At 70.8% G+C, this 24,610-nt stretch carries 18 protein-coding genes; 4 read left to right on the top strand and 14 right to left on the bottom strand.

The features are described 5' to 3' along the window. Positions 1-169 precede the first annotated feature (169 nt). Entirely contained in the window at positions 170-544 is a 375-nt protein-coding gene (locus JAO81_RS34450; RefSeq protein WP_199551920.1) for a VOC family protein, read from the top strand. A gap of 380 nt (positions 545-924) precedes the next feature. Here JAO81_RS34450 and JAO81_RS34445 read toward each other — a convergent pair whose 3' ends face one another. From JAO81_RS34445 to JAO81_RS34420, 6 genes are all read right to left on the bottom strand, one after another. Then, positions 925-4,641 carry a S8 family serine peptidase gene (locus JAO81_RS34445; RefSeq protein WP_199551919.1) on the bottom strand — a complete coding sequence of 1,239 codons (3,717 nt, stop codon included), beginning with the start codon at positions 4,639-4,641 and terminating at the stop codon, positions 925-927. Positions 4,642-4,906: 265 nt separating this feature from the next. Continuing rightward, the gene (locus tag JAO81_RS34440) at positions 4,907-6,064 is read right to left on the bottom strand and encodes an ROK family transcriptional regulator (RefSeq protein ID WP_199551918.1); all 1,158 of its coding nucleotides are present in this window, start codon (positions 6,062-6,064) and stop codon (positions 4,907-4,909) included. Between the two features lie 113 nt (positions 6,065-6,177). Then, a complete protein-coding gene (locus JAO81_RS34435) occupies positions 6,178-7,677 on the bottom strand; it encodes a glycoside hydrolase family 36 protein (RefSeq protein ID WP_199551917.1) in 1,500 nt (499 codons plus the stop codon). Positions 7,678-7,748: 71 nt separating this feature from the next. Further along, complete coding sequence (locus tag JAO81_RS34430) at positions 7,749-9,095, bottom strand: sugar ABC transporter substrate-binding protein (protein ID WP_199551916.1); 1,347 nt, start codon at positions 9,093-9,095, stop codon at positions 7,749-7,751. Positions 9,096-9,172: 77 nt separating this feature from the next. Beyond that, positions 9,173-10,099, bottom strand: coding sequence for a carbohydrate ABC transporter permease (locus JAO81_RS34425; protein ID WP_199551915.1), 927 nt, complete (start codon positions 10,097-10,099; stop codon positions 9,173-9,175). 13 nt (positions 10,100-10,112) lie between these two features. Beyond that, on the bottom strand, positions 10,113-11,066 hold the full coding sequence (locus JAO81_RS34420) for a carbohydrate ABC transporter permease (RefSeq protein ID WP_199551914.1): 954 nt from the start codon (positions 11,064-11,066) through the stop codon (positions 10,113-10,115). 169 nt (positions 11,067-11,235) lie between these two features. Here JAO81_RS34420 and JAO81_RS34415 point away from each other — a divergent pair, with 169 nt between their 5' ends. Beyond that, positions 11,236-13,245 carry a DUF4832 domain-containing protein gene (locus JAO81_RS34415; RefSeq protein WP_199551913.1) on the top strand — a complete coding sequence of 670 codons (2,010 nt, stop codon included), beginning with the start codon at positions 11,236-11,238 and terminating at the stop codon, positions 13,243-13,245. 163 nt (positions 13,246-13,408) lie between these two features. Here the strand turns inward: JAO81_RS34415 and JAO81_RS34410 are convergent, their stop codons facing one another. From JAO81_RS34410 to JAO81_RS34385, 6 genes are all read right to left on the bottom strand, one after another. Further along, positions 13,409-14,728: an alpha-glucosidase/alpha-galactosidase gene (locus JAO81_RS34410; RefSeq protein WP_199551912.1), complete on the bottom strand. Its 1,320-nt coding sequence runs from the start codon at positions 14,726-14,728 to the stop codon at positions 13,409-13,411. Continuing rightward, the gene (locus JAO81_RS34405) at positions 14,725-15,675 is read right to left on the bottom strand and encodes a carbohydrate kinase family protein (RefSeq protein WP_199551911.1); all 951 of its coding nucleotides are present in this window, start codon (positions 15,673-15,675) and stop codon (positions 14,725-14,727) included. The genes JAO81_RS34410 and JAO81_RS34405 overlap by 4 nt, the downstream gene beginning before the upstream one ends. Before the next feature lie 27 nt (positions 15,676-15,702). After that, positions 15,703-16,587: a carbohydrate ABC transporter permease gene (locus JAO81_RS34400; protein WP_199551910.1), complete on the bottom strand. Its 885-nt coding sequence runs from the start codon at positions 16,585-16,587 to the stop codon at positions 15,703-15,705. Continuing rightward, entirely contained in the window at positions 16,584-17,528 is a 945-nt protein-coding gene (locus JAO81_RS34395) for a carbohydrate ABC transporter permease (protein ID WP_199551909.1), read from the bottom strand. Before JAO81_RS34395 ends, JAO81_RS34400 begins: the two co-directional genes overlap by 4 nt. A gap of 8 nt (positions 17,529-17,536) precedes the next feature. Beyond that, complete coding sequence (locus tag JAO81_RS34390) at positions 17,537-18,868, bottom strand: ABC transporter substrate-binding protein (protein ID WP_199551908.1); 1,332 nt, start codon at positions 18,866-18,868, stop codon at positions 17,537-17,539. 184 nt (positions 18,869-19,052) lie between these two features. Then, positions 19,053-19,871 (bottom strand): endo alpha-1,4 polygalactosaminidase, encoded by an 819-nt coding sequence (locus JAO81_RS34385; RefSeq protein ID WP_199551907.1) that lies wholly within the window; start codon positions 19,869-19,871, stop codon positions 19,053-19,055. A gap of 267 nt (positions 19,872-20,138) precedes the next feature. Between JAO81_RS34385 and JAO81_RS34380 the strand changes: the two genes are divergently transcribed. Further along, positions 20,139-20,897, top strand: coding sequence for a DeoR/GlpR family DNA-binding transcription regulator (locus JAO81_RS34380; RefSeq protein ID WP_199551906.1), 759 nt, complete (start codon positions 20,139-20,141; stop codon positions 20,895-20,897). A gap of 39 nt (positions 20,898-20,936) precedes the next feature. Here the strand turns inward: JAO81_RS34380 and JAO81_RS34375 are convergent, their stop codons facing one another. Together JAO81_RS34375 and JAO81_RS34370 are read right to left on the bottom strand one after the other, a co-directional pair. Further along, positions 20,937-21,926 carry a hypothetical protein gene (locus JAO81_RS34375; RefSeq protein ID WP_199551905.1) on the bottom strand — a complete coding sequence of 330 codons (990 nt, stop codon included), beginning with the start codon at positions 21,924-21,926 and terminating at the stop codon, positions 20,937-20,939. 136 nt (positions 21,927-22,062) lie between these two features. Next, entirely contained in the window at positions 22,063-23,127 is a 1,065-nt protein-coding gene (locus tag JAO81_RS34370) for a LacI family DNA-binding transcriptional regulator (RefSeq protein WP_199551904.1), read from the bottom strand. A 245-nt stretch (positions 23,128-23,372) separates the two neighbouring features. On the opposite strand from JAO81_RS34370, the gene JAO81_RS34365 reads away from it, so the two are divergent. After that, positions 23,373-24,575, top strand: coding sequence for an MFS transporter (locus tag JAO81_RS34365; RefSeq protein ID WP_199551903.1), 1,203 nt, complete (start codon positions 23,373-23,375; stop codon positions 24,573-24,575). Positions 24,576-24,610 lie beyond the last annotated feature (35 nt).

Raw genomic sequence — 24,610 nt, 5'->3', positions numbered from 1 at the left:
GGCCGCGGGGCCCCGCCGCGCGGGGCCCCCCCGCCCCCCCGGGGGCCACGCCGGGGGGGCCTGCCGGGTACGCACTCGCGTGCCCCCGCGTCGTACGGAACGTCGCATCGGACGTCGCACAGAACAAGGACGTCGCATCGGACGTCGCACAGAACAAGGAGTGCAGGAAGTGATTCGAAAGCTGCAGGCGGTCGCGCTGGACTGCGCCGATCCGCTCGAGCTCGCACGGTTCTACGCGGATCTGCTCGGCGGCCGCGTCGTCACGGACCCGAAGGAGCCCGACTGGATCGAGGTCCACGGCTTCGAGGGCACTCCCCTGGCCTGCCAGCGGGTGGACGGCTACCGTCCGCCCGTCTGGCCCGGCCAGGACCACCCGCAACAGCTCCACCTCGACTTCGACGTCGACGACCTGGACGCCGAGGAACAGCGCGCCCTGGCCCTCGGCGCCACCGTCCTGCAACGCACGGACCACCTCGACCCCGAGGCCAACTGGCGCGTCTACGCCGACCCGGCCGGCCATCCGTTCTGCCTGTGCGTGCACTGATGCGGCCTGGCGCCGGGATCGCCCCCACCGCGCTCGAGCGCCGGCTCACGGCCTTCGTGGGCGAGTGCGAGCAGGCCGACAACAGTCACGACATCACCCGGGTCCTGCCCTTCGTCGCCGAACCCTGGCCCGACCGCGGTGCGCCGTCGACGAGCCCGGTCCACGCGCACCGGTACCGGCACACGGCGACATCGGCCGTGACGGCGGGGCATCCATGTCATCGTGCGGCGGGGCGACACCTGGCTGATGCTCCACGAGCACGTGAGCACCTGAGCACCTGAGCCCCTGCCCCCCGGACCCCCTCACCCCCAGACCCCCCACCGCGACGGCCGGGCGGGGCAGTCCCCCTGGCCGGCCCGCCGCACCGCGTGTGCGGAGGGTTACTTCACCCCGAACGCGCGGATGATCTCCTGCTTCACCGACGCACCCCGGTCGTCCTCGACCGACGCCCGCAGCGAGACGAACTTCGCGTCGCGCGGGACGGCGAGCAGCGTCTTCCAGGAATCGCCCTTGCCGTCGAGGAGCTTCACGGACTTCCACGTCGCGCCGTCGTCGTACGACACCTCGAGGGCGCCGGCGCCGATCCGGCCCGTGTCGGGTGCGCCCTTCACGTACTCCGCGAAGATCCCGACCGGGACGATCCGTCCGCCGCGGACATCACCCGCGAGGTCCGTGTCCACGTCGAAGCCGAGGTTCAGCATCGGCAGGAAGGTGTAGCAGTCCGCCGGTGTGGGGCCGGACTTGACCGTCCACTCGGAGTGGCCCCGGGTCGACGTGTGCCAGCGGGCCGGGTCGGCGGTCGTGTCCGTGACCACCTTGAAGTCCTGGACGCGGGACTCGACGTCCTCCGACCAGGCGTACGCGCCCGAGCCCATCTTGTCGTCGACGAGCTTGCCGTCCACGTAGACCTTGGTCTGCTGGGTGACCCCGGAGGTCTCGCTCCACACATCACCGAACCCGGTGTGGTCCGGACCCGAGTCGCCCCAGCCGGGCACGTTGAACTGGAGATTGTTGCCGTAGCGCTGCTGGCCCCAGCCGAGACCGGTGCCGAGCCACGGGTGCAGGACCGGCTTGAACCAGTCGAGCTCCTGACGGCTGCCGCCCTTGTAGGCGATCACGCCGCTGCGCGACTCCATCGTGCCGGGGCCGACGGTCATGGATTCGGCCCACTTCTGGCCCTCACCGGTGGAGACGTAGTCGGTGCGCTCCTGCGGGAGGGAGATCCGCTCGGGGAAGCCGACGCCGATCGGGTACGCGCTCGTCATCGACACACGCTGGTCGCTGCCGTCGACCCTCTTCGCCGCGTGGAACTTCGTGTCCAGGACGGCCAGATCACGCCGTCCGGGCTCGAAGGTCAGGTCGCGGTCCGGAATCGCTCCCGAGTGGCCGTCGGTCAGGTCGTACTTGTAAGGCGTGTACTCCGTTCCCTCCAGCTCCAGCCTGCGTCCCTGCCGGGCCGCGTCCGAGATCCGGTCCGCGTCCACCGCGTTGACGGTCGCGATGTGCAGCGGCCGGTCCTCGTACGCCTCGGTGCCGAACCAGTCCATCAGCCGGCCCGCCTGCGCGTCGCTCACGAACAGCGCCTTGGCGCCCGCGTCCTGGGCGTTCTGCCCGATCTCGATGGCCGAGACGGTGCCCGTCGCGCGGACCAGGACCGCCTTGCCCTTGACGGCCTTTCCTTCGTACGCGGCCTTGCTGCCGTCGCCCGCGTCGACGACCGCCAGCTCGAGGTCGTCGTCCAGGATCGTGCCGCCGGCCTGCACGGTGGCCTCACCGATGCGCCGGCCGCCCGCCTCTACGGAGAGCGTCGGCTTGCCCAGGCGCCATACGGTCCGGTATTCGTACGTGCCCGTCGAGGGCTTCTTCGAGGGCGCCGCGAAGACCGAGTCGTACGTCAGCGGGACCTGCACATAGCCGGCGAGACCCGTGCCGTTCGCCTCACGGGTGTACTGCATGATCAGCTGGCGGGTCTCGGTGCGCCGGTCGACCTCGGCCTCGATCTGGCGCAGCTTGCGCCCGTCGAGGGTGATCTCGCGGTCCTGGTCGAGCTTGATCTCGGACTCGTTGAAGTAGCCGAGGCCGAGCGAGTCCTTGCCGTTGCCGCCCTTGACGTCCGCGAAGCCGTCGAGCGCGTAAGTGCCGGGCTGCAGGCGGAGCTTGACGGTGCCGGACGCGCCGACGTCATACCCCCAGCCCTCCTCACCGGCGGCCAGCTTGAGCAGGCTGAACGAGCCGGGGATCGGGGAGCCGTCGCGGTCCTTGACGTTGACCGTCAGGGTGTACCGCTCCTCCTCCTTCACCAGGCCCCACGCGGTGTGCGCGACCGTCTTGCCGCCCGCCTCGGCGGTGATGTGGCCGCCGTTGTTGCCGACCGCGGCCTTCGCGCCGTCGGCGGTGGCGGTCGTGGAGGCGGTGCCGTTCGCGGGGACGGTCAGAGTGCTGTCGGCGAGCGTGAGGTAGTCCGCGCCCTCGGCGGCGAGCGTCAACTCGACCGGCTGATCGGTGTGGTTGGTGTAGGTCAGCGTCTTCGTGACCGGTTCATTGCCCTCGTACGGCCAGCCGTAGAAGCCGAAGTCCGCGCTGCCCGACGCCGTGACCTGCGCCTCGACCGCGTCGGGGACGGAGACACGGCCCGCGCCGAGGTCGTAAGGGGAGTCGGTGAGCGTCTTGGACGTCGACATCAGCGCATCCTTGAGCTGCTGCGGCGTCCAGTCGGGGTGCTTCTCGGCGAGCAGCGCCGCGACGCCCGAGACGTGCGGGGTCGCCATCGACGTACCGCTGATGCTCATGTACGCGCCTTCGCCCTCGCTGAGGGAGGAGCGGGCCGCGAGGATCTCGACGCCGGGCGCGGAGAGGTCGGGCTTGAGGGCGTTGTCGCCCATGCGCGGACCCATGCTGGTGAAGTCCGCGCGGGTGTCGGTGTTGTCGACGGCGCCGATGGTGAGCGCGGCGTCGGCGGCGCCGGGCGAACCGATCGCGCCGTTGTAGCCCGAGTTGCCCGCGGCGATCACGAACAGCGAACCGGTCTCGGCGGTGAGGTTGTTGACGGCCTGCGCCATCGGGTCGGTGCCGTCGCTCGGCTCACGGCTGCCGAGGCTCATCGAGATGATCTTCGCGTCGATGTCCTTCGCGGCCCACTCCATGCCGGCGATGATCTGCGAGTCGGATCCCGTACCGGCGTCGGAGAGCACCTTGCCGACGGCAATGTCGGCGCCGGGCGCGACGCCCTTCTCCTTGCCGTCGCTCGCGGCGCCGCTGCCGCCGACGGTCGAGGCGACGTGCGTGCCGTGCCCGTTGCGGTCGGCGACCTCCTCGCCCTCGATGAACGACTTGGTCTGCGTGACCCGGTCCTCGAGGTCGGGGTGGGTGAGGTCCGCACCCGTGTCGAGCACGGCGACCTTGACGCCCTTGCCGGTGAGGCCGGCCTCCCACGCCTTCGCGCTGCCGATCTGGGCGTTGGACTCGGCCATGGTCGCCTCGACCTTGCCGTCCAGCCAGATCTTGTCGATCCCGCCGCCGAACGCCTTGGTGCGCGCACCGTCGTCGGTGAGGGCACTCCACATCTCGGCGTTCCGCTCGGCCTCGACGGCCGCACCGTTCACGCTGGGCAGCGCGCGCACGCGGTCGGCGCCCTCGGGCGTCGCGGCCCGTGCACCCTTGCCGTACGTGACGATGAGCGGCAAACCCCCGGCCTTGCCGGCCTTCTTGCCGCTCCCGGCGTCGGCGAGGCCCTGTCGTATCAGCTCGCTGACGTCGAAGAGGCGCTTGTCGAGCTTGCCGGCGGCGAGGAACGCACGTGCCTCGTCCGGTACGACGCTGATGTCGCCGTCGTGGTCCGTCGTCGTGAAGACCTTGCCCTGAGCGCCCTTGGCCCGCTCGACCGAGACCGCCTTCTTGCCGCCGACATCGGTGACGGTCACCTTGTCGCCGGTGATCAGCGTGACGGTGTGCGCGGCCAGGGCGGCGTGCTTGACGGGGGTCCTGGGCGCGGTCGCCGGGTCATCGGCGGCCAGGGCCTGCTGTCCCGCCGGGAGCAGAACGAGCGCGAGCCCGGCTGTCAGCAGCCGCGCCGTGCGCCCCGAGGGTGCTCTGTTCATGGAACTGCCTCTCCTACGACGAGCCCCGGGCGGGGGATGTTTCCCGGGTGCTGGGGAGAGTCTCAGTCGTTGAACGTTGCAGAACGATGACGGGAGCCGGGCGGGAAGCCGCCATGGCGGCTATCTGCCAGGAGGAACCAAGGGGTCAAGCCACAGTGCCGGTCGAAGAAGGCTCCCCCGGCCCGGTTGCAACGCCCGGTGCAGCCGAGCCCGGCGCTCCTCACCTCGGCGAGGTTCTTCGGAGGCCGCGGTATGCCCGCCGAAGCTATCCCCGCGGTGCGCGGGGCGCCGCGAGTTCCGCGCTGAGCATGCGGTTGTCGATGTCGTCGAGGGCCAGGCGCAGTCCGCCCAGGGCCACGCTCTCGTCGCCGAGGGTGGAGGTGCGCAGCTCCGGAAGGCGCAGGCAGTGCTTGGTGAGTTCGCGGTTCAGGGGATCCAGGATGATGTCCGCGGATCGTGAGAAGCCGCCGCCGAGGACCACGATCTCCGGGTCCAGGGCCAGCACCAGCGCGGCGACGCCGACGGCGAGATCGCGCGTATAGCGGCGTACGGCCGTCTTCGCCTCGCGGTTGCCGTCGCGGGCCGCCTGGAACACCCACGCGGCGGCCTCTCCCGGGCGGGCGCTCGCGGGCACTCCGGGGCAGGCGGCCAGGTGCCCGGGGGCATCGAGCCAGCGGACGGCCTTGAGCGCGCCGATCTCGCCCGCCGCGCCGCCGTGGCCGCGGCGCAGGGTGCCGTCGAGGATGAGGCCCGCGCCGGTACGGATGCCGGCGAGCAGGTACACGATGTCGTCCGCGTCCTGCGCCACGCCCTTCCAGCGCTCGGCCACCGCGGCGAGTTTGCAGTCGTTCTCGACCTGGATGGGGCAGCGGAACCGGCCCGCGAGATGGCCCGCGGGATCGGCCGCACTCCAGCCCGGCAGCGGGGTGAACAGGGAGGTACGGCCGCTCGCGTCGACCGGTCCGGTGACGCCGACGGTCAGGCCCCAGATATCGGACTCGCTCATGCCGGCCGCGGCCAGGAGCTCGTCGATGGCCTCGTCCACCGTCGCGAGCCGTGCGGCAGGGTCCGCTTCCGGATCGGCGGGCCGGCGCACGGTCCTGACCAGATTGCCCTCGAGATCGCTCAGCATCACGAGGATCTTGTGCACCCCGATGTCGATGCCCAGCGCATGACCGGCGTCGGCGCGGAAGCGGTAGCGGCGGGCCGGCCGCCCCACCACGCTCTTGGCGCCCGGCTCCTCCACCGCCGCCCAGCCGTCGGTGACCAGCGCCTGCACCAGAACGTCGACGGCGGGACGGGACAGGCCCGTCCGGCCGGCGAGTTCGGTGACGGTCGAGGGCGGGTTGCCGCGCAGCGCCCACACGATGGACAGCTGGTTCATCTCGCGCATCCGGGACAGGTCGGTGCCCGTGGTCGCCATGCTGGTCTACTCCCTGGTGGGGATCGCGCGGTACCCGCCGCTGGATATCGCTGGGCAGTTTACTAATTCCCGGGGGTCGCCCGGGTCCGATCGCGTGGTTCGCGTGGTTCGCTTCAGGAAATCGGATAGCGCTGCTGCCCCTGGGGCTCCACCGCCGCGCTGAAGTCGACCTCGCGTCCGTCCAGCGCGAACCGGTACCGGCCGAGCCTGCGGATCTCGGGCGCGGCCGCCAAGTACTCGGTGAGCGCCTGGAGTTCATCGGGGTGCAGCCAGCCCGGCGGGTCCGAGACCGCTCGGAAGCCGCAGATGTCGGCGAGGTCGCGCAGCCAGCTCTGCTGATGCTCGGTGAGGAGATTGAGCCGGCTGCGGAAGTACACGACGTCCGGGTCGACTTCGAGCAGCGGTGACTGCCACAGCCGGTGCAGGGTGTTGACCACGGCGTTGCGGGCCAGCGCGTCGGAGGGGTCCTGGGTCGCGTAGTGCTCCCACTGGGGTGCGACATCGGGTCCGCTGCGGATGCCGTCGAGCAGCCCCAGCGAGGGCAGCAACGGTGCGCCGCTGCCGAGGAGATAGGTGTCGGGGCCTGCCGCTTCCCGGATGATCTCCAGGCCGAGCCGGTACGCCGCCTCGCGCCCGAGATCCTCGGCGCGTACGCCGGGTGCCGCGGCGGCGCCGATGAAGTCGGCCTTGAGGTAGCTGAACCCCCAGTCCTGGGTGACGCGCCGGATCATCTCGCGTACATGGTCCTGGGTGGCGGGCCGGGTGAGGTCGAGCGCGTAGTAGCCGGTCCCCCAGTTGTGCCCGGTGATCACCGGCTCACCGTCCGCGCCGCGCAGCAGCAACTCCGGGCGTTCGCGGGCGGTTTCGGAGCCCGGGAGGGCGATGAACGGCGCGATCCACAGGCCGGCGCGCAGCCCCGCGTCGTCGATGCGGTCCACCAACGCCCGCATCCCGGAGGGGAACTTGTCGTTGGCGTGCCAGTCCCCCACGGCCCGCTCCCAGCCGTCGTCCACCTGCACGACGTCGAAGGGCAGTCCGCGCAGGGCGGTGATGTCCTTGGTGAGCAGTTCCTCGGTGATGTTCTCGTAGTACGCGTACCAGCTGCACCACACGTTGCCGGCCCGCTTGGTGCTGCGCCCGAGCCGCTCCGCGAGCTGTGCGGCATACGCCCCGAAGACCTCCTCCTCGGTGCCGTACGCCAGGAACCAGGGCGCGCCCGCGGACTCGTACCAGCCGACGAGGGTGTCCTGGTCGGCGGCCAGGCGCGGTATGTCGAGGCCGAGTGCGCCGAGCAGCAGGATCCGGCCGTCGGGGCCCTCCAGCGCGGCGAGGGCGGACGAGTGGTGGCGGGCGGGGTCGTCCCAGACCGTGTCGTCGGCGGTCAGCCGGCGCTCGGCGCTTGCGATGCGCAGCGGCGGCGCGGAGAGCCGGCGCCATCCGCACGGGCTCCATGAGTTGTGTCCGTGCCGGTAGAACAGTGCGTCGCCGAGTCCGTGCAGCACGGCGACGCGTCCGGGCGGCAGCAGCAGTCCGCCGTCGACGGGCCGTGGGGCTCCGTCGCCTTCGAGTTCGACGGCGAAGGTGTGGTCGCCGACGTCCAGGAGCTGGGCCATGGATCTCCTTGCATCTGTACGGGAGGAGGCGGGCGGCAGGCATGCCCTGCCGCCCCTGCTGGTGAAGTGCGCTACTTGAAGAGGCCGTTGACCTTGTCGTTGACGCTCTTGAGGGCCGGGCCGGGCTGCGCCTGCCCGAGGATCACCGACTGGACGGCGTCCTGCACGAGCGGGTTGATCTCGGTGCCGTGCTCGGTGACGGGCAGCAGGAAGGTATTGCTCTTGTCGGCGGCCACGTCGGTGAAGACATGGATGTCACGCCCCGCCGCCTTGTGCGCGGCGAGTGCGGCCTCGGTGCCCGACTTCTGCGCGGGCAGGACGATGCCGCGCTTGCCCACCTTGTCCTGGCATTCGGCCGAGCCCAGGTACTTGACCCACTTCCAGGCCTCTTCCTTGTGCTCGGTGCCGGCCCAGATCGCGTCGGACAGACCGTTCAGCGAGCTCTTGCGGCCCTCGGGGCCGGCCGGCAGCGGCGCGAACGCGAATTTCTGCCGCGCCTTCGGGTCGGTGAACGTGGAGATGGTCCAGGAGCCGGCGATCATCATCGCGCCCTTGCCTGCGCTGAGGAGTTCGGTGTTCCCGACGCTCGACTGCTTGTCGAAGCGGGGCGCGTACCCCTTGTCGATCAGGCGCTTGAACCAGGCGATGGTCTCGGCGAGCCTGGGGTCGTCGAAGTTGTAGTGGGTGCCCCAGGGGTTCTTGTCGAGATAGGTGAAGCCGTTCGATGCGGCGAGCGGACCCCAGCCGTTCTGCCCGGTCGCGCCGTCGGCCCACTCCGGCAGGAAGCCGTAGGTCTTGACGTGCTTCTTGTCGAAGTCGGGGTCGAGTCCGTTGCGGCCCTCGGTGTCGACGGTCGCCTTCGCTATCACCTGCTCGAGGGTCCCGCCGTCGTCGGGGTTCCACTCGAGGTCGGCGAGTTGCCCGGCGGAGACGCCCTGCTTCTCGAACTGGGTCGCGTTGTAGACGAGCGCCATGCTGTCCCAGTCCTTCGGCAGCCCGTAGCGCTTGCCGTCCTTGACCCAGACGTCGGCGAGCCCCGCCTGGTAGCCGGACAGGTCGACCTTGTCCCGGTCGATCATCGGCTGCAGGTCGAGCAGCTGGCTGTTGGTGGCGAACTGCGGGTAGTACGAGGCCTGGTTGGTCCAGACGTCCGGGGCGTCGCCGGAGGTCAGCTGGGTGGTGAGGTTCTGCCAGTACTGGTTCCAGGCCGTCTGCGTGATCTTCACGCCGATATCGGGGTTGGCCTTCTCGAAGGCGTCCGCGCACTCCTGGTAGGCGGGGAGCTGCTTGTCGTCCCAGAGCCAGTAGTCGAGCGTGGTCCTGCCCGAGGCGGAGTCCGATCCCCCGCAGGACACGAGCCCGGCGGTGGCGGCCAGGCACAGCAGGGCCGCGCCCGCGCGCCGGTGCGTCGATCGCATGATGGCGTACCTCTCTGATCTGAGTGGGTTGAGCAGGAAGGGAGTTGTGCCGGTGCGTGTGCGCAAGAGGGGTGGACCTACTTGATGCCGGTGAAGTTCAAGGACTCCACCAGGCGGCGGCCCAGGAGGATCAGCAGGATCAGAACGGGCAGCACCGAGAGCGCGGAGCCGGCCATGATCCCGGTCCAGTCGGGCTGCGTGTTGGGGGACTGCTGCTGGAAGATGCCGAGCGCGACCGTGAGCACCCGGGTCTCCTCGTCACGGCCGGTCAGCAGCGGCCAGAGGTAGTCCTTCCAGGCCCACACCGTCGTGGTGAGCCCGATGGTGATCAGCGGTCCGCGGCTCATCGGCAGCACCACCCGCCAGAAGATCCCCCAGGCGCCCACCCCGTCGAGGACGGCCGCCTCCTCCACCTCACGCGGGATGGACAGGAAGAACTGGCGCAGGAAGAAGACCGCGAACGGGGTCATGAGGACGGCGGGCGCGACCATGCCGGCGAAGGTGTTCAGCCAGCCGAGGTTCTTCACCAGGACGAAGTTGGGCAGCAGGGTGAAGATCGGCGGCACCATCAGCGCGGCGATCAGCACGCCGAACACGGCATCGCGTCCGGGGAACCGGAGCCGGGCGAAGGCATAGCCGGCCATCGCGCAGAACAGGGTCTGCAGGGAGGCGATCAGACCGCTGTAGACCACGGAGTTGAGCAGATAGCGCAGGAAGTCGACCTGGGCGCCGGAACCGCCGGCGGCCACGGCCTCCTCCTGGCCGGTCAGTCCGAGCACCCGCAGAAAGTTGATCATCGTGGGGTGCTCGGGCACCAGCCCGGTGGAGTCGGAGTAGAGGTCGGCCGCCGGGGTCAGGGCGGTGCGGACCATCCAGTAGAACGGGAAGAGGGTGGCCAGGAGCGCGAGGACGAGCACGGTCCAGGCGGCGATCCGGCCCGGCGAGACCTTGGTACGGATGCGGGTGCGGGTCGAGACCTTCATGCGGATACGGGTGCTGGTCATGGTGTCCGTCTCCTCAGGCCAGGTCCGAGCGGGAGGCCCGCAGCAGGCGCATCTGGACCGCGGTCAGCACACCGAGCACCAGCGCGAGGACCACCGCGACGGCCGAGGCGTACCCCATGTGGAACTGCGCGAAGGCCTGTTCGTAGATGTAGTAGTAGATGACCCGGGTGGCGCCGACAGGGCCGCCCTTCGTGGTCACCGCGATGGTGTCGAAGATCTGGAACGAGCCGATCAGCGAGACCACCAGGACCAGGGCGAGTACGGGCCGCAGCAGCGGCAGCGTGATCCGGTGGAACATCCGCCACTCGCCGGCGCCGTCCAGCGAGGCGCTCTCGTAGAGGTGCTGGGGCACCTGGAGCATCCCGGCGTACAGGAGCAGGGCCGTGTAGCCGGTGTACGCCCAGGTGTTGACCGCCGCGATGGCCGGCATGGCCAGGTCCGGCGAGGTGAAGAAGCCGGAAGTGCCGAGGCCGAGGGCGTCCAGGACGTGGTTGACGAAGCCCAGGTTGGCGTCGAGCAGCCACATCCACAGCAGACCCACGGTGACGTTGGGCACCAGCCACGGCACGAGCAGCATCGCCCGCAGCGCCACCGACCGGGTCAGCCGGTGCATCAGGGTGGCGAGGAGCAGCGCGAGCAGGGTCTGTGAGCCGATGTTGAGGACCACGTAGTAGGCGGTGACCTTGAGGGCGTTCCAGAACTGTTCGTCGCCGATCAGCTGCGTGTAGTTCTCCGCGCCGACGAAGTTCGGCGGGGCGAGCATGTTGTAGTCGGTGAGCGAGTAGTGGACGCCGCGGATCGTCGGATACGCGTAGAAGACCAAGAAGCCGAGCAGCGCCGGGGCCAGGAACAGCCAGGCCGCCTTGCGGTCGTCACGTCGCCTGCCTGGCCTCTTCGGCTCCCTGGCCGCGTCGGCCCGTATGCCGCTGCTCTGGTCCGGCGGCGCAACTGCCGTCTTGGCGCCCATGGTTACGCCTCCGAAGAGTTCTCGCGCCGCACCTCTTGTCAGTGCCGCGCCGTGCACACATATTGATGAGCAACAGCGAAAGTTTGTCAATGCTGGCGCATAAACCCGGTGACGATCCGGGCCCACGGAACCGACCTGCAACTCCCCCCGTTACCTTGGAGGTTGATCCATGCGTACGTCCCTGCGCAGACGCGGCAGAGGGCTCTCGGCAGCCCTGTGTGCCGCGGCCGCGGCACTCGCTCTGGTAGCGCTGCCCGCCGGCGCCCAGGCCGCGGACCCCGACGCACAGGCCCGCAAGAAGGCACCGGCCGTCACGGCGGCGGGAGTTCCCGAGCGTCCCGCACCCGGCCCGAGCCCCGACCCGGCGCTCCCGGTGCACGCCCTCGCCGCCGCCGACGCTCCCGTGGACAATCCGCTCAAGGGCTTCGCCCGCTTCTACCAGCCGGGCGGCAACCAGAACGCCGGCTATCCGCACTCGCTGACCTGGGCGTACTTCGGTCTGTCCGAGGTCATGAACAGCGGGTCGAACTGCGGGAGTTACGACTGGAGCGTCCTCGACAGCGCTCTGCGGGAGATCGCGCAGGCGGGCCACCAGGCGGCGATCCGCTTCTACATGGAGTATCCGGGCGGCACCGGCACCCACCCGGCGAACGCCATCCCGCCCTGCTTCGCCGGGAAGGTCGCCAACCGCGAGAACACCTACTGGGGCACCACGAGCCCCGACTACGACAGCCCGTATCTGCGCACCGCACTCAAGGACTTCATCGCCGCGTTCGGCGCGCGCTACGACGGCGATCCGCGCCTGGGGTACATCCACCTCGGCCTGGTCGGCCTGTGGGGCGAGTGGCACACATGGCCCTACGACACGGACACGGCCGGCGACTCGTACCCGAATTACATGCCGACCGACGCGAACGGCGCAGAGCTGCTCCACGCGTACAACACGGCCTTCAAGAAGACCCGGCTGGAAGTCCGTTACCCGGAATCCGCGGGCGGCGCGGCCAACAGCCTCCCGGCCATCGGCTACCACGACGACTCCTTCTGCTACCGCGAGGGCAGCCCGGCGGCCGGTGTGACACTGCCGGTCTCGATGGGCGGAGCCCCCTGGGCCCAGCTGCAGAAGGCCGTCGAGCAGGGCGTGGAGAACAAGTGGACCACCGCGTCCATGGGCGGCGAGGTGCGGCCGGAGATCCAGAGCACCGCGTTCGCCGACTGGCCGGGTGGCACCGGTTCCGTGGACAACATGAAGGCGTGCGTCGAGCTGGAGCACACCACCTGGAAGATCAACGAGCGTAGTGGTGAGTACGCCGCGGACGATCCGAAGGTGGGCGCCGCGGTCCGGCTCATGGGCTATGACCTCGGCGTCAGGAACGCCTACTTCCACAGCACGGCACAGGGCTCCACCAAGGTGGGCGTGCAGATCGCCAACAACGGTGTGGCGCCCTTCTACTACCCGTGGGAGGTCAGCCTCGGCCTCAAGGACGGTGACGGGAACCTGGTCAAGACCTGGAAGACCTCCTGGGATCTGCGCAAGGTCATGCCGCTGAAGATCCGCGCCTTCCCGGACTGGGGTGTCGGCTCCGACCCCACGTATCTGGACTACGGCCGCCCGTACTACTTCGACACGACGGTGGATCTCTCGGCCGTGAGCGCCGGTGACTACCAGCTGGTGATGAAGGCCAAGAACCCGCTCGAGGACGTGAGTCCGGCGGCCAAGAAGCTGCGGTTCGCCAATGCAGGGCAGCAGGCCGACGGCTGGCTCGACCTCGGCGGCATGAGCGTCGGCGCGGGCCAGGGCAACGACCCGAAGAGCTACGAGGCGGAGGCCGCCGGCAACACTCTCGCGGGCGGCGCCGTCACCGCCGAGTGCGCCGGCTGCTCCGGTGGCGCCAAGGTCGGCTACCTCGGCAACGGCGCGACGCTCACGTTCAACGGTGTCGACGGCGGCAGCGGCGGTACGCGCACGACCGTGCACTACGCGACCGCGACGGCCCGCAGCGCCACCGTCCGGGCCGGCAACGGCACGGCGCAGACCGTCCAGTTCGGCCCGACCGCCGACTGGTGGACCACCTCGACGGCCACCGTGCGGCTGAACCTGCAGGCCGGCACGGGCAATAGCGTCACGATCGCCAACCCCTCGGGCTGGGCACCCGACATCGACCGGATCACCGTCGGCTGACCCGGCTCCGTCCCGGGGCCGCCGGCCCCCCCCCCCCCCCCGCCCCCGGGGCCCCCCCGCCCCCCCCCGGCCCCCCCGGCCGCCCCCCCGGCGGCGCCCCGGCGCGTCCCCTCAGCGCACCTGAGCGCCGATCGCCGAACCGCGAGGGCAGCGCACCTGGCCCTCAGTCGCCGAGCAGCGCCCTCAGCCCCGGCTGCAGCCGCTCCCCGTGCGCGCGCACCATGGCGTCGCACAGCTGCCAGATCCGCTCCACCGGCAGCGCGGCCGCCGTCGCCGGGTCGGTCATGGCGGCGTGGCGGATATGGCGGGGGTCGTCGTCGAGCGCGGCCCGTACCACCAGGTCGTTGGTGCTGAGATACGTGCGGTTGAGCGCCGCCAGCTGCGGCGGCAGCGCGCCGATCCGTGTGGGCTGTACACCGCAGGCGTCGACCAGACACGGCACTTCGACGACTCCGTGCTCGGGCAGGTTGTCGATCAGACCGTGGTTGGGGACGTTTCCGTAGACGGTGCGCGGGGTGCCGCTGACGACGCTGTGGATGATCTGCGGGGCGTACTCCATCGTGCCCTCGACGGCCAGCGGCTCCCCGGAGGCGAGTGCTTCCTTCGTACGGTGGTACTGGGCCACGTTGTCGTCGACGATCCCGACATACGCTCCGATCGGCAGCCGCAGCCGCTCCACCTCACTGTCGTGGTGGAGGTACCAGGGCACGTACTCGCTGGAGTGCTCGCTGGTCTCGGTCGGGTAGTACCCGAGCCGCCGGTACATGTCGACGCGTACCCGTCGCCTCAACTGGGGGTCGGACGCGATCAGTTCGTCGAGGAGCGGGTAGAGGTCGCGGCCTTCGTGCTCGAAACGCAGCACCCAGGCCTGGTGGTTGACCCCGGCGGCCCGGTAGGTGAGGTCCTCGTACGGAACGTTCACGAGCTTGGCCAGGTCCTGCATCGTCCAGTACACCGAGTGGCACAGGCCCACGACCTTGGTGAGACCGGTGGCGGCCGTGACGTACTGGATGTTCATGGCCATGGGGTTGGTGTAGTTGAGCAGCCACGCGTCCGGGCACACCTCGGCCATGTCCGTGCCGAGCTCTTTGAGGAACGGGAACGTGCGCAGCGCGCGGAAGATGCCGCCGATGCCGAGGGTGTCGCCGATGGTCTGGCGCAGACCGAACCGGGCGGGGACGTCGAAGTCGGTGTGGGTGGCCTCGCCCATGCCGATCTGCACGATGTTGATGACGAAGTCGGCGTCCGCGAGGGCCGCCCGGCGGTCGGTGTGTGCGGTGATGGTGGCGTCGGCGTCCCGGTGGCGCGCTATGTACGCGGCAGCCGCCTGTGCGGTGGTCAGCCGCTCGGGGTCGATGTCGTGCAGGGCGATATGGACGTCCTCGAGCTCCGGGAAGGCGAAGAGGTCGGCGAGCAGGCCCTGGGTGAAGACGACGCTGCCCGCGCCGACGAAGGTGATCTTCAGCTGACTCTTGCGGCTCATACGAGAGGTGCTCCGGTACGGGTGAGGTGGGTGAGGGCCTCGTCCCAGGTGGGCTGGGCCGTGGTGCCGCCGTGGGCTCGGGTGGACAGGGCGCCGCAGACGACGGCGAACGCGAGCGCCTCCTGCGGCGGTCGGCCGTCCAGCGTCGCGGCGACGAAACCGGCGTCGAAGCTGTCGCCCGCGCCGACCGTGTCCGTGACCTCGACCGGCAGGCCGGGAGTGGAGTACAAGGCGCGGCCGTCGTGGCACAGGGCGCCGTCCGCGCCGTTCTTGACCACGGTCAACGGGCCGCGCGCGGCGAGGAGTTGCGCCGCCGTGCGCACGCCGGTCGCGGCGGGACCCGCAAGGCGCAGGGCTTCCTGGGCGTTGGGCAGCAGGATGTCGGTCTCCGCCAGTACGGCGTCGAGCCCCTGCCACTGATCGGCCGGGTCGTCCTGGGTGTCCAGGGAGGTGGTCGCGCCGTGGACGTGCGCGGCACGCAGCACGGCGGGTAGGTCTGCGGCAAGGCGCGGCTGCAGGAAGTACGAGGAGGTGTGGACGTGCCGGCTCGCGGCGAGGAGGTCGTCCGGTACGTCCGCGCCGCTGATCACCCCGAGCGTGCCGGGCGAGGTGAGGACGGCCCGGTCGTCGCCCCGGGTGAGGACGACGGTCAGCGGGGTGGGCAGGCCGGGGTCCATACGCAGGGCGCGGGTGTCCACGCCGCGCACGGCGAGGGTGTCCCGCAGATAGCGCCCGGCGTCGTCGTCCCCGACGCGGCCCGCGAAGGCGACCCGCAGGCCGAGCCGCGCGGCCCCGCAGGCCATGATCGCGGCCGAGCCGCCGACGGTGAACGAGCCCGATGCCATGAGCTGTTCCCGCTGCCCGAAGGCGAGGGGTGCGGTGAGCGGGCCGAGGATCACGTCGGGGTTCGCGTCCCCGACGACGAGCAGGTCGTACTGGTGCGGCATGGAGATCCTTCTCGTACGGGAAAGGGCTCAGCCCTTGAGTCCGGTGGAGGTGAGGGAGCGGATGAACGTCTTCTGCGCGGCGAGGAAGGCGAGCAGCACCGGAAGAACGGTGATCACATTTCCGGCCATCACCGCGGACCACCGGGTGTGGTGCTGTCCTTGGAAGGTGGTCAGGCCGAGCTGCAGCGTGTACTGGGTGTCGTGGTTGATCGCGATCAGCGGCCAGGACAGGTCGTTCCACGTGGTCAGGAAGGTGAGGACGGCGACGGTGGCGAGGGCGGGGCGGGCCAGCGGCAGCACGATCGACCAGAGCACGCGCAGTCGCGAGCAGCCGTCCATCCAGGCGGCCTCCTCCAGCTCCCGGGGCAGGGAGAGGAAGAACTGCCGAAGCAGGAACACCGCGAACGGGGTCACCAGGGACGGCACGATCAACGCGCCCAAGGTGTCGATGAGTCCGAGCTGCTTCATCACCAGGAAGGTGGGGATCATCGTCAGCTGGAACGGGACCGCCATGGTGGCCAGCATCAGGACGAGCAGCGCTCGCGAGCCACGGAAGCGCATCCTGGCGAAGGCGTAGCCGCCGAGTGCGCCGAAGACCAGGTTCGAGGCGACGGCGACCCCGGAAACGATCAGGGAGTTGAGCAGCCAGCGCGGGAACATCGCGTTGCCGAGGACATAGCGGTAGCCGCCGAGGTCGAGGTCGGAGGGCCACAGCGCGGGCGGGAAGCGGTTGATCTCGGCGTCGCTCATCACCGAGCTGACCAGCAGCCAGAGCAGCGGCAGAGCGAACAGCAGGGCGAGCGGGGCGAGCAGCAAGTGCCAGGCGCTGAAGGGGAGTCGGAGACGGCGGCGGGCGACCGTGGTCGCGGCGGCGCGGCGCCGGGTGGCCTCGGGCAGGGCGGTGAGGGTCATGAGGCGGCTGCTTCCGTACGGGCGCGGCCACGGACGGCCCGCAGCAGCACGGCCATCACGAACAGCGCCAGGGCGAGGACGTACGCGGCGGCGGCTCCGTATCCCGCGGTGAAGTTCTTGAACGCCTGCTCCCAGATGAAGTAGACGATCACCGTGGTGGAGCCGAGCGGACCGCCCTTGGTGGTCACGTACACCAGGTCGAAGACCTGCAGGGCCTGGATGGTCTGCCACAGGAGCAGGAACACGCTGACCGGGGTCAGCGCCGGCAGGGTCACGTGGCGCAGGAGGTGGCGGCGCCGGGCTCCGTCCAGGCGGGCCGCCTCGATCAGCTCCTGGGGCACGTCCTGCAGCGCCGCCAGATAGACGACCGTGCACAGACCGGTGCCGCTCCACAGCGTGATGGCGACCAGGACGTACAGGGCCTGGGAAGGGTCGGTGAGGAAGCCCTGGGCGGAGACGCCGAGATGGTGCAGGACCGAGTTGGCAGCCCCGAACTCGGGGTCGAGGACGAAGGAGAACAGCACGCCCTGGGCGGTGGCCGAGACGACGAACGGGACGAAGAACAGGGTGCGGTACAAGCCGACGAAGCGGATCCGCCGGTTGAGCACCAGGGCGAGCGCGAGTCCGGCCACGATGCTCAGGGGCACGTACAGGAACGTGTAGACGAGGGTGTTCCGCACGGCCTCGTGGAAGTGCGGGTCCTGCGCCAGGGCGCGGTAGTTGTCCAGGCCGACCCAGCGGCTGGGGGTGACCAGGTCGCTGGCGCGGAAGGACAGGAGCAGCGACCAGAGCACGGGGACGACGCTGAGGCCGAGAATGACGAGGACGGCCGGCGAGACGAAGGCCCAGGCGGTGGCGGCCTCGGTGCGGCGGCGTCGGCGTGGACCACGGCCGGCTGCACGGTCCGGTGGCAGGGTCAGGGGTGCGGGAAGTCGTGGCATAGGGGTCCTCAACGCGGTATCAGAAGGGCGGCGTTGGCGTCTTCGGCGCAGGTGCGGATCGCCGCCGCCGGCGTGGCGCGGTCGAGCAGCACGGAGACGATGGCCTCGCCGAGGGCCTGGGAAATGCGGGGGTACGCCGGGTGCACCGGACGCACCCGGGCCGAGGTCAGCGCCTCGGTGAACACGGGCATGCCCGGTGTGCCGGTGGCGTGCCGCCGCCAGGCGGGGCTCTCCTCGCTGCCGCTACTCAGCGGCAGGCTGCCCGCCTCCACGTCCCAACGGCTGTCCTGGGCAGGCCGGGTGAGCCAGGTGACGAACGTACGGGCGGCCTCGGCGCGGGCCTCGCCGTTGTCGAAGACCGTCCAGGTGTCCGGGCCCGAGATGGTGACGGGGTCGCCGTCGAAGGTGGGCAGCGGCACCACGTGGTAGTCGAGCTTCGCCTGGATGATGTCCGGCAGCTGCCAGGGTCCGGTGGGCACCATGGCCATCCGCCCGGACAGGAACACCTTGTACATCTGCTCGCTGCCGGGCTTCGGGTCCACGTACACGCTCTTGTCGCGCACCAGGTTCCGTACGACCTCCAGGGCCCGTACGCCTTCCTCGGCGAAGCCGATGTGCTTGCCGTCCTCGGCGATCACCTCGCCGCCCGCGCCCCAGATCAGGGGCCACAGGCGCCACACCGTGTCCTCGTCGCCGGTGCCGGGCCAACCGGTGCCGAAGCGGCCCTGGTCCGCGGCGGTGAGACGGCGCGCAAGGTCCGTGAACTCGGCCCAGGTCCAGCCCGGTTCGGGCAGTTCGAGGCCGGCCTCGGCGAACAGCTTCTTGTTGCAGACCATGGCCAGGCAGTCGACCATCGCCGGCACCGCCCGGACCCGGCCGTTGATGGTGACCGCTTCGCGGGCCGACGGCCAGTAGCTCGTCCAGGGCGTGGCACCGCCGCGTACGTGCTCGGTGAGATCGACGACCTGCGGGCTGCGCGCGATGCTCGCCAGGTCGGAACCGAAGATGAACGCCACGTCGGGGTAGGCACCCGAGGCGAGCGCCGCCGTGACCTTCTGCAGCATGGCGTCGGCGAGCACGCCGCCGCCCAGGTCGACGTGGATACCGGGGTGGGTGCGATGGAACTCGGCGACCAGGCTCTTGATCACTTTCAGTGCGGTGTCCGTCTGGCCGTGCCAGAGCTGGATGGTGACGCTGCCGTCGGCGCCGACCCCGCCGGACGCGTCGCCGGCGCAGCCGGAGAGCGCGACGGGGAGCGCACCCGCGAGCGCCGCCGCCGAACCGGCGCGCAGCACGCTGCGGCGGGCCGGCGCTCCGGGTCCACGGGGTGCTGCGGTCATGACTGCCTCCAGGGGGTTCGCGGAAAACGGTGGACGGAAGACGGGCGGAAAACCGTGGGCGCAAAACCGTGAGCGGTACGCAGTGCGCGGGGCGGCCCGAGCCCACGGGCGCACCGAAAACCGGTGCGCCCGAGGGCTCCTGACCGCCCAGTCCGGCAAGTCAGCAGGCCGGCAGGTCAGCAGGTCAGCAGGTCCGGCGCAGATACCCGCTGCTGCCCGCGGGCGAGACGTCCACGTCACGGCGGACGATGCTCAGCTGATCGCCCCACCCGTCGCAGGCCTTGCGCAGCCCGCTCGCGCTGTACTCGACGACGACCACGTGAGCGCCGTACTCGGCGGTGAAGTCACCGCACTCGTTGTACGCGCCGCACTCCTCGACCACGGCGAAGTCGAGGCCTGTCTCCTTGCCCACGCCGGCGAGTTCGGCGGTGTTCTTCTGGGCGATCGCGAGGCCGCCCGCGTGGGCGCGGTCGGCGAGGAGCGCGATGAAGGCTTTCGCCTGGTTCGCCGTGAGGTAGTCGGGGAAGCGCGTGAACGTGTCGTAGTTGTCCGGCTCGACCGCCTGGAACCCCTTGTCCGCGCAGCCGTCGATCCACGTGCCCACCTTGGCGGCGATGCGCTGCCGCTTGCCGGCGGTGCGCAGGTCCAGGACGGCCTCGCCCCAGTCGCCGTCGTAGACGATCTCGCCGTTGCCGTCCCGCAGGAGCAGGTCGTCGTCCCACTCCCCCTCGGCGCCCGGCTGCGCCTGGAAGGCGTTCACGTAGCAGATGTTGTACAGACCGGGAGCCGGGGACGCTTCGTGGTCCCGGCTGACCACCCGCACCCCGGCCGGCGGGGTGTACGCCCCGCCGATCTGGTAGTCGAAGCCGGCGTGCGGCGGCGGCAGGGGCACCGCCGCCGCCCCGGCCGATGCGGTCGACGGGAGAAGGAGACAGACAGCCGCTCCGGCCGCGAGGGCGGCACCGGCCGCTGTGTATTTGCTCGACACACGATTGAGGCTCATCGCAGAGCTCCACATGTGGAGGGCACGTCCCCGCCTCGGACCCTCGACGGCCCTGGCGACTCAGTCCGGGCTCGTGGCCATGGCCACCTACCGGCTAGGCGTACCTCTGCGCCGAGGTTCGACATCGGCGTGCCAGGGAGTAAATCGAGCGCGGACTGCCGTGTCAAGGGACAGAACTTGAGCGATCGATCCTCAACTCGCGCAGATTCGCGCATCATTCTTGCTCATACGGGGACCACGGCAGCCGCCCGGGACTATGCTCACCGCGTGCTGAGAAGCGACCGTCACCTGCGGATACTCGAGCTTGTCGCGGCGCACGGCAGCGCGGACGTCGGCCGGCTCGCCCTGCTGCTCGGCGTCTCGCAGGCCACCGTGCGCCGGGACCTGCGGCAGTTGAGCGAGCAGCGTCTCGTGGAGCGCACCCACGGAGGTGCGGTGCGCGGCGGCCTGAGCCTCGAACTGCCGTTGCAGCACCGCCTGGACCAGCGCTCCCCGCAGAAGCTCGCCATCGCCCGCGCGGCCGCCGATCTCGTCCCGCCGCGAGCGGTCGTCGGCCTCACCGGCGGCAGCACCACCAGTGAGGTGGCCCGCCTCCTCGCCGAACGCGGCCCCGTCACGATCGTCACCAACGCGGTCAACATCGCCGCCTCGATGGTGCTGCACCCCGAGGTCACCCTGATCGTCGTCGGCGGCACCGCGCGCAAGGAGAGTTACGAACTGGTCGGCCCCATCGCCGAGAAGACCCTCGCCGACCACCACACCGACATCGCCTTCCTCGGCGTGGACGGCATCAGCGCGGCGCACGGCTGCACCACCCACGACCAGCTGGAGGCCGCGACCGACCGCGCCTTCGCGCACCACGCGGGCAGCACGGTCGTGGTCGCGGACCACACCAAGCTCGGCCGCACGACCTTCGCGAAGATCTGTCCGCTGTCCGCCGTGCACACCCTGATCACGGATTCGGGCGCTTTTGAGGGCGAGTTGGCGGCGATCGGGGAGGCGGGGGTGCGGGTCAGGGTGGTGTGAGGCGGCGGGCAGGACGTACCGCCCCGCCCGCCGCGCATGTCAGCCCCGAGCCAACGCGATCGAACCGGCCAGCCGGTCGCCCGCCTCGTAGATCATGTACGGGACTCCGCCGTCCGTGCCGAAGCAAGGTGCGGCCGCGCGGCCGCTCTCCGGGGCCGCGGACGAGGAGTCGTAGAAGACCCCGAGGTGGTTGCGACGGGTGAAGTCGTTGCCGACCTCGGTGATCAGGATGTTGCCCCCGCTGGACTTGTCCGTGTGGTAGACGACGTAGGTGCTGCCGTTCCGTGTCAGCAGGTGGGCGCCGGACACGTTGACCGCGCCGACCGCCGCGTGGTCGATCAGCGGTTCGGCGGCGAACTGCCAGTTCCGCCCGTCCGCCGACCAACCCCAGCCGATGTCACGGTGGTTGGTGGTGTCGTTGCGCATGAAGACCATGACGTAACGCGCGCCCCGGCTCGGCAGATCGTGCCGGAAGACCCGGGCGTACGAGGCCTCGGTCGTCCCGGACGGCAGCATCGACGTGGTCAGGACCGTCTTGTCGTACGTGAAGTGGATGCCGTCCTTGGAGCGGGCCAGGCGCGTGGTGGTGTTCTCGCCGTGGAAGTACAGCCACAGCTCGCGGTGTTCGGCGTTCCACATCACGTGCGGGGACGAGACATGGCTGACCTTGTAGTGCGGGGACCAGTCGTTCCTCACGATCGGGTTGGCCGCGTACTCGGTGTACGGGCCCTCGAGCCGGTCCGCGTACGCGAGGCAGATGCCGCCGGGGGCGTCGTGGGGCGCGTAGTAGAGGTAGTAACGGCCCAGCGGTGAGGACAACTTGTCGTACACCCCGCGGACGCACGGGAAGATGATCTCGCCGGTGGGGTTGTACGTGAGCTGCGCGGGCGTCAGGAGGGTGCGGACGTAGCGGTAGTCGGGGAAGCCCCCGGGTGCGGCGAGCGCCGGGCGGGCGCCGAGGGCGCCGAAGGCGAGTGCGGTGCCTCCGGTGAGGGTGGTCCGCAGGAAACGGCGACGGTCGAACGACATGGGGAGCGGCTCCTTCGTGAGTGCGGCTGTGTGTGTGGGGGCGGGCGGCTGGGCGGGCGTGGCAGGGCAGGGCAGGGCGTGCGGGCGCGCCACAGCGCATGGGCTGCGGAAACGCTGCGGATGAGGTGCTGTTCGGTTACGTGCCCGGCGCCTGGCCGGCCGTATGTCCCGGCCTGAACGCGCAAGGCACCAGCGGCGAGTAGTCGGCCTCGCCTGCGGTCAGCAGGGCCGTGAGCGTGCGTACGGCGGCAGCACCGAGCTCTGCCTTGGGGATGTCGAAGCCGGTCGGTTCGGGGTGGTGGGCCAGATCGGCGGGCGGTGAGCCGAGCAGGGCGAGCGAGAGGTCCGCCGGCGCGGCGAGTCCGGCCTCCTCGACGGCCCTGAGCAGCGCCCGCCAGCCGGCGCAGGTGTCGGTCTCCTCTGCCACGAACGCGGTGACGCCCGAGGCGAGTTGGGCCCGCACCCAGGCGCCGGTGATCTCGGCCGCCGGGTCGGCGGCACGGACCACGCCGCCGGACAGTCCGGCCCCCGCGAGCGCGCCCCGGAATCCGCGTTCCCGGTCCGTGGAGGCCAGTGCCTCGTCGGTCTCGCACACGAGCGCCATGCCGCGGTGGCCGAGGTCCGCGAGCCTTCGTACGACCTCGGCGGTGGCCTCGGCGTAGTCGGCGCCGACCCAGGCGAGAGAGTCGAGTTCGTCGCGGCGGCCGATGTGCACGGCGGGGTAGCCCTGTTCGACGAGCCGGCGCAGCTCGTCGGCCGGGACGTGCCGCCCGAGGAACAGGCACCCGTCGGCGAGCCGCACCCGGTCGAGCGAGTCCGTCCGGCCGGCCTGGGCGGGCGCGGAGCTCGAGCCGGTGAACAGGACCAGGTCGTAGCCGCGCGCCACGGCCTCCTGCTCGACCCCGACGAGGATCGGGTAGTACGAGTGCGCCACGTCGGTCGGGAACGTGGCGGTGAAGCTGAACACCCCGAGCAGGTCGTTGCGGGCCGCGGCAAGGCGCTGGGCGGCGGGGTCGGGGGCGTACCCCAACTGCCGTGCCGCCTGCAGCACTCGGGCGCGGGTGTCCGGGTGGAGCGCGATGCCCTGCTTGTTGCCGCTGAGCACCAACGACACCGTGGTCTGCGAAACCCCGGCGAGGCGGGCCACCTCGGCCTGCCGCGGGCGCCCCCGCCGAGCCTTCGCCAACCGGACCTCGGCCATGCTCAACTCCCCTGACTAATGCGCATTAGCCCCCGGCAGCGCGTGGGGCGCCGTCGACCGCTTGCGGATGAGTCCGAACCTTGCCGCCGGGGTGAAAGGACCGTCAAGAGGGCTGTGAAGCTAATGCCTGACTAATAGTGACCGGGCACGATTCCCGCTGGTGGCGGCCCGGACGGCACCGTCGTCCGGACCGCGGGGCAGGACGTCACCTTGCCCGTGGCGAGGCCGCGCCCTAGGTTCCCGGCATGGCCCAGGCGACCGGCTCGCAGCCCACCGAACCCAGCGCCTGGAGACCGCGGTTGGTCACCCGGCCGTTCCTGATCCGCTGCGTGTCGGTGATCGCGGCGTCGGCGAGCTACTACCTCCTGCTGTCGGTCGTGCCGTTGTACGCGCAGGCCTCCGGCGGCAGCGGCGACACCGCGGGACTCACCACGGGCGCGCTGATGTTCGCCACCGTCGCCGGAGTTCTGCTCAGCCCGGTTCTGACCGCCCGCTTCGGCAACCGCCCGACGCTCGCGGCGGGCCTGTTCCTGCTGGGTGCTCCGGCGCTGCTGCTGCCCGCCTCCGGGCAGATCGGCTGGCTCGTCGCGCTCTGTCTCGTCCGCGGTCTCGGCTTCGCCCTCACGCTCGTCGCGGGCAGCGCGCTGACCGTGCCGCTGATCCCGCCGGAGCGCCGAGGTGAAGGGCTCGCGCTGCTCGGTGTCGTGGCCGGGGTGCCGATGCTGGCCGCGCTGCCCCTGGGCGTGTGGCTCGCGGACCGCACCGGGTACGGGCCGGTGTCCATGGCCGCCGGGGTGGTCGCCCTGGCCGCGATCCTGACGGTACCGGCGCTGCCCCGCCAGAAGCCCGCCGGTGACCGGCGCATCGGACTGCTCGCCGGATTCCGTACGGGCCGACTCCTGCGGCCCACCCTGGTGTTCGGTGCCTCGGCGCTCGCCACGGGGGTTGTCGTCACCTTCCTCCCCCTCGCCGTTCCCACCGCCTCCACCGGACTCGTCGCGGTGGCCCTGTTCCTCCACCCCGCCACGTCCACGGCGACCCGCTGGCTCGCCGGCCGGCACGGCGACCGGCACGGAGCCCAGCGCCTGGTTCTGCCCGGGCTGCTCCTGTCGGTCCTGGGCACGCTCCTGCTGGCCCTGACCCACAGTCCGGTCGCCGTCGTGCTCGGCGTGACGGTGTTCGGCGCCGGCTTCGGGATCGCGCAGAACGCCACGCTGTCGCTGATGTACGCGCGCGTCCCGGGCGAGGGCTACGCCACCGTCATCGCCCTGTGGAACTTCGCGTACGACGCGGGCATGGGTGTGGGCGCCGTCGGCTTCGGTCTCCTCGCGGCCGGCATCGGCTACCCGCTGTCCTTCGTGTGCACCGCCGCGCTGATGCTCACCGCACTGATCCCGGCCGTTCGCGACCGCGACCGCACCACGGCACGGGCGGGGCTCGGCGCCTGATCCGCACCACTGCACAGGCGGGGCCCGGCGCCTGA

Source organism: Streptomyces sp. N35, assembly GCF_016464295.1.
In the GTDB taxonomy this organism is placed as follows: Bacteria; Actinomycetota; Actinomycetes; order Streptomycetales; family Streptomycetaceae; genus Streptomyces.
The sequence above is the reverse complement of the archived record's forward strand: the minus strand, read 5'-3'. Positions and strand labels throughout refer to the sequence as shown.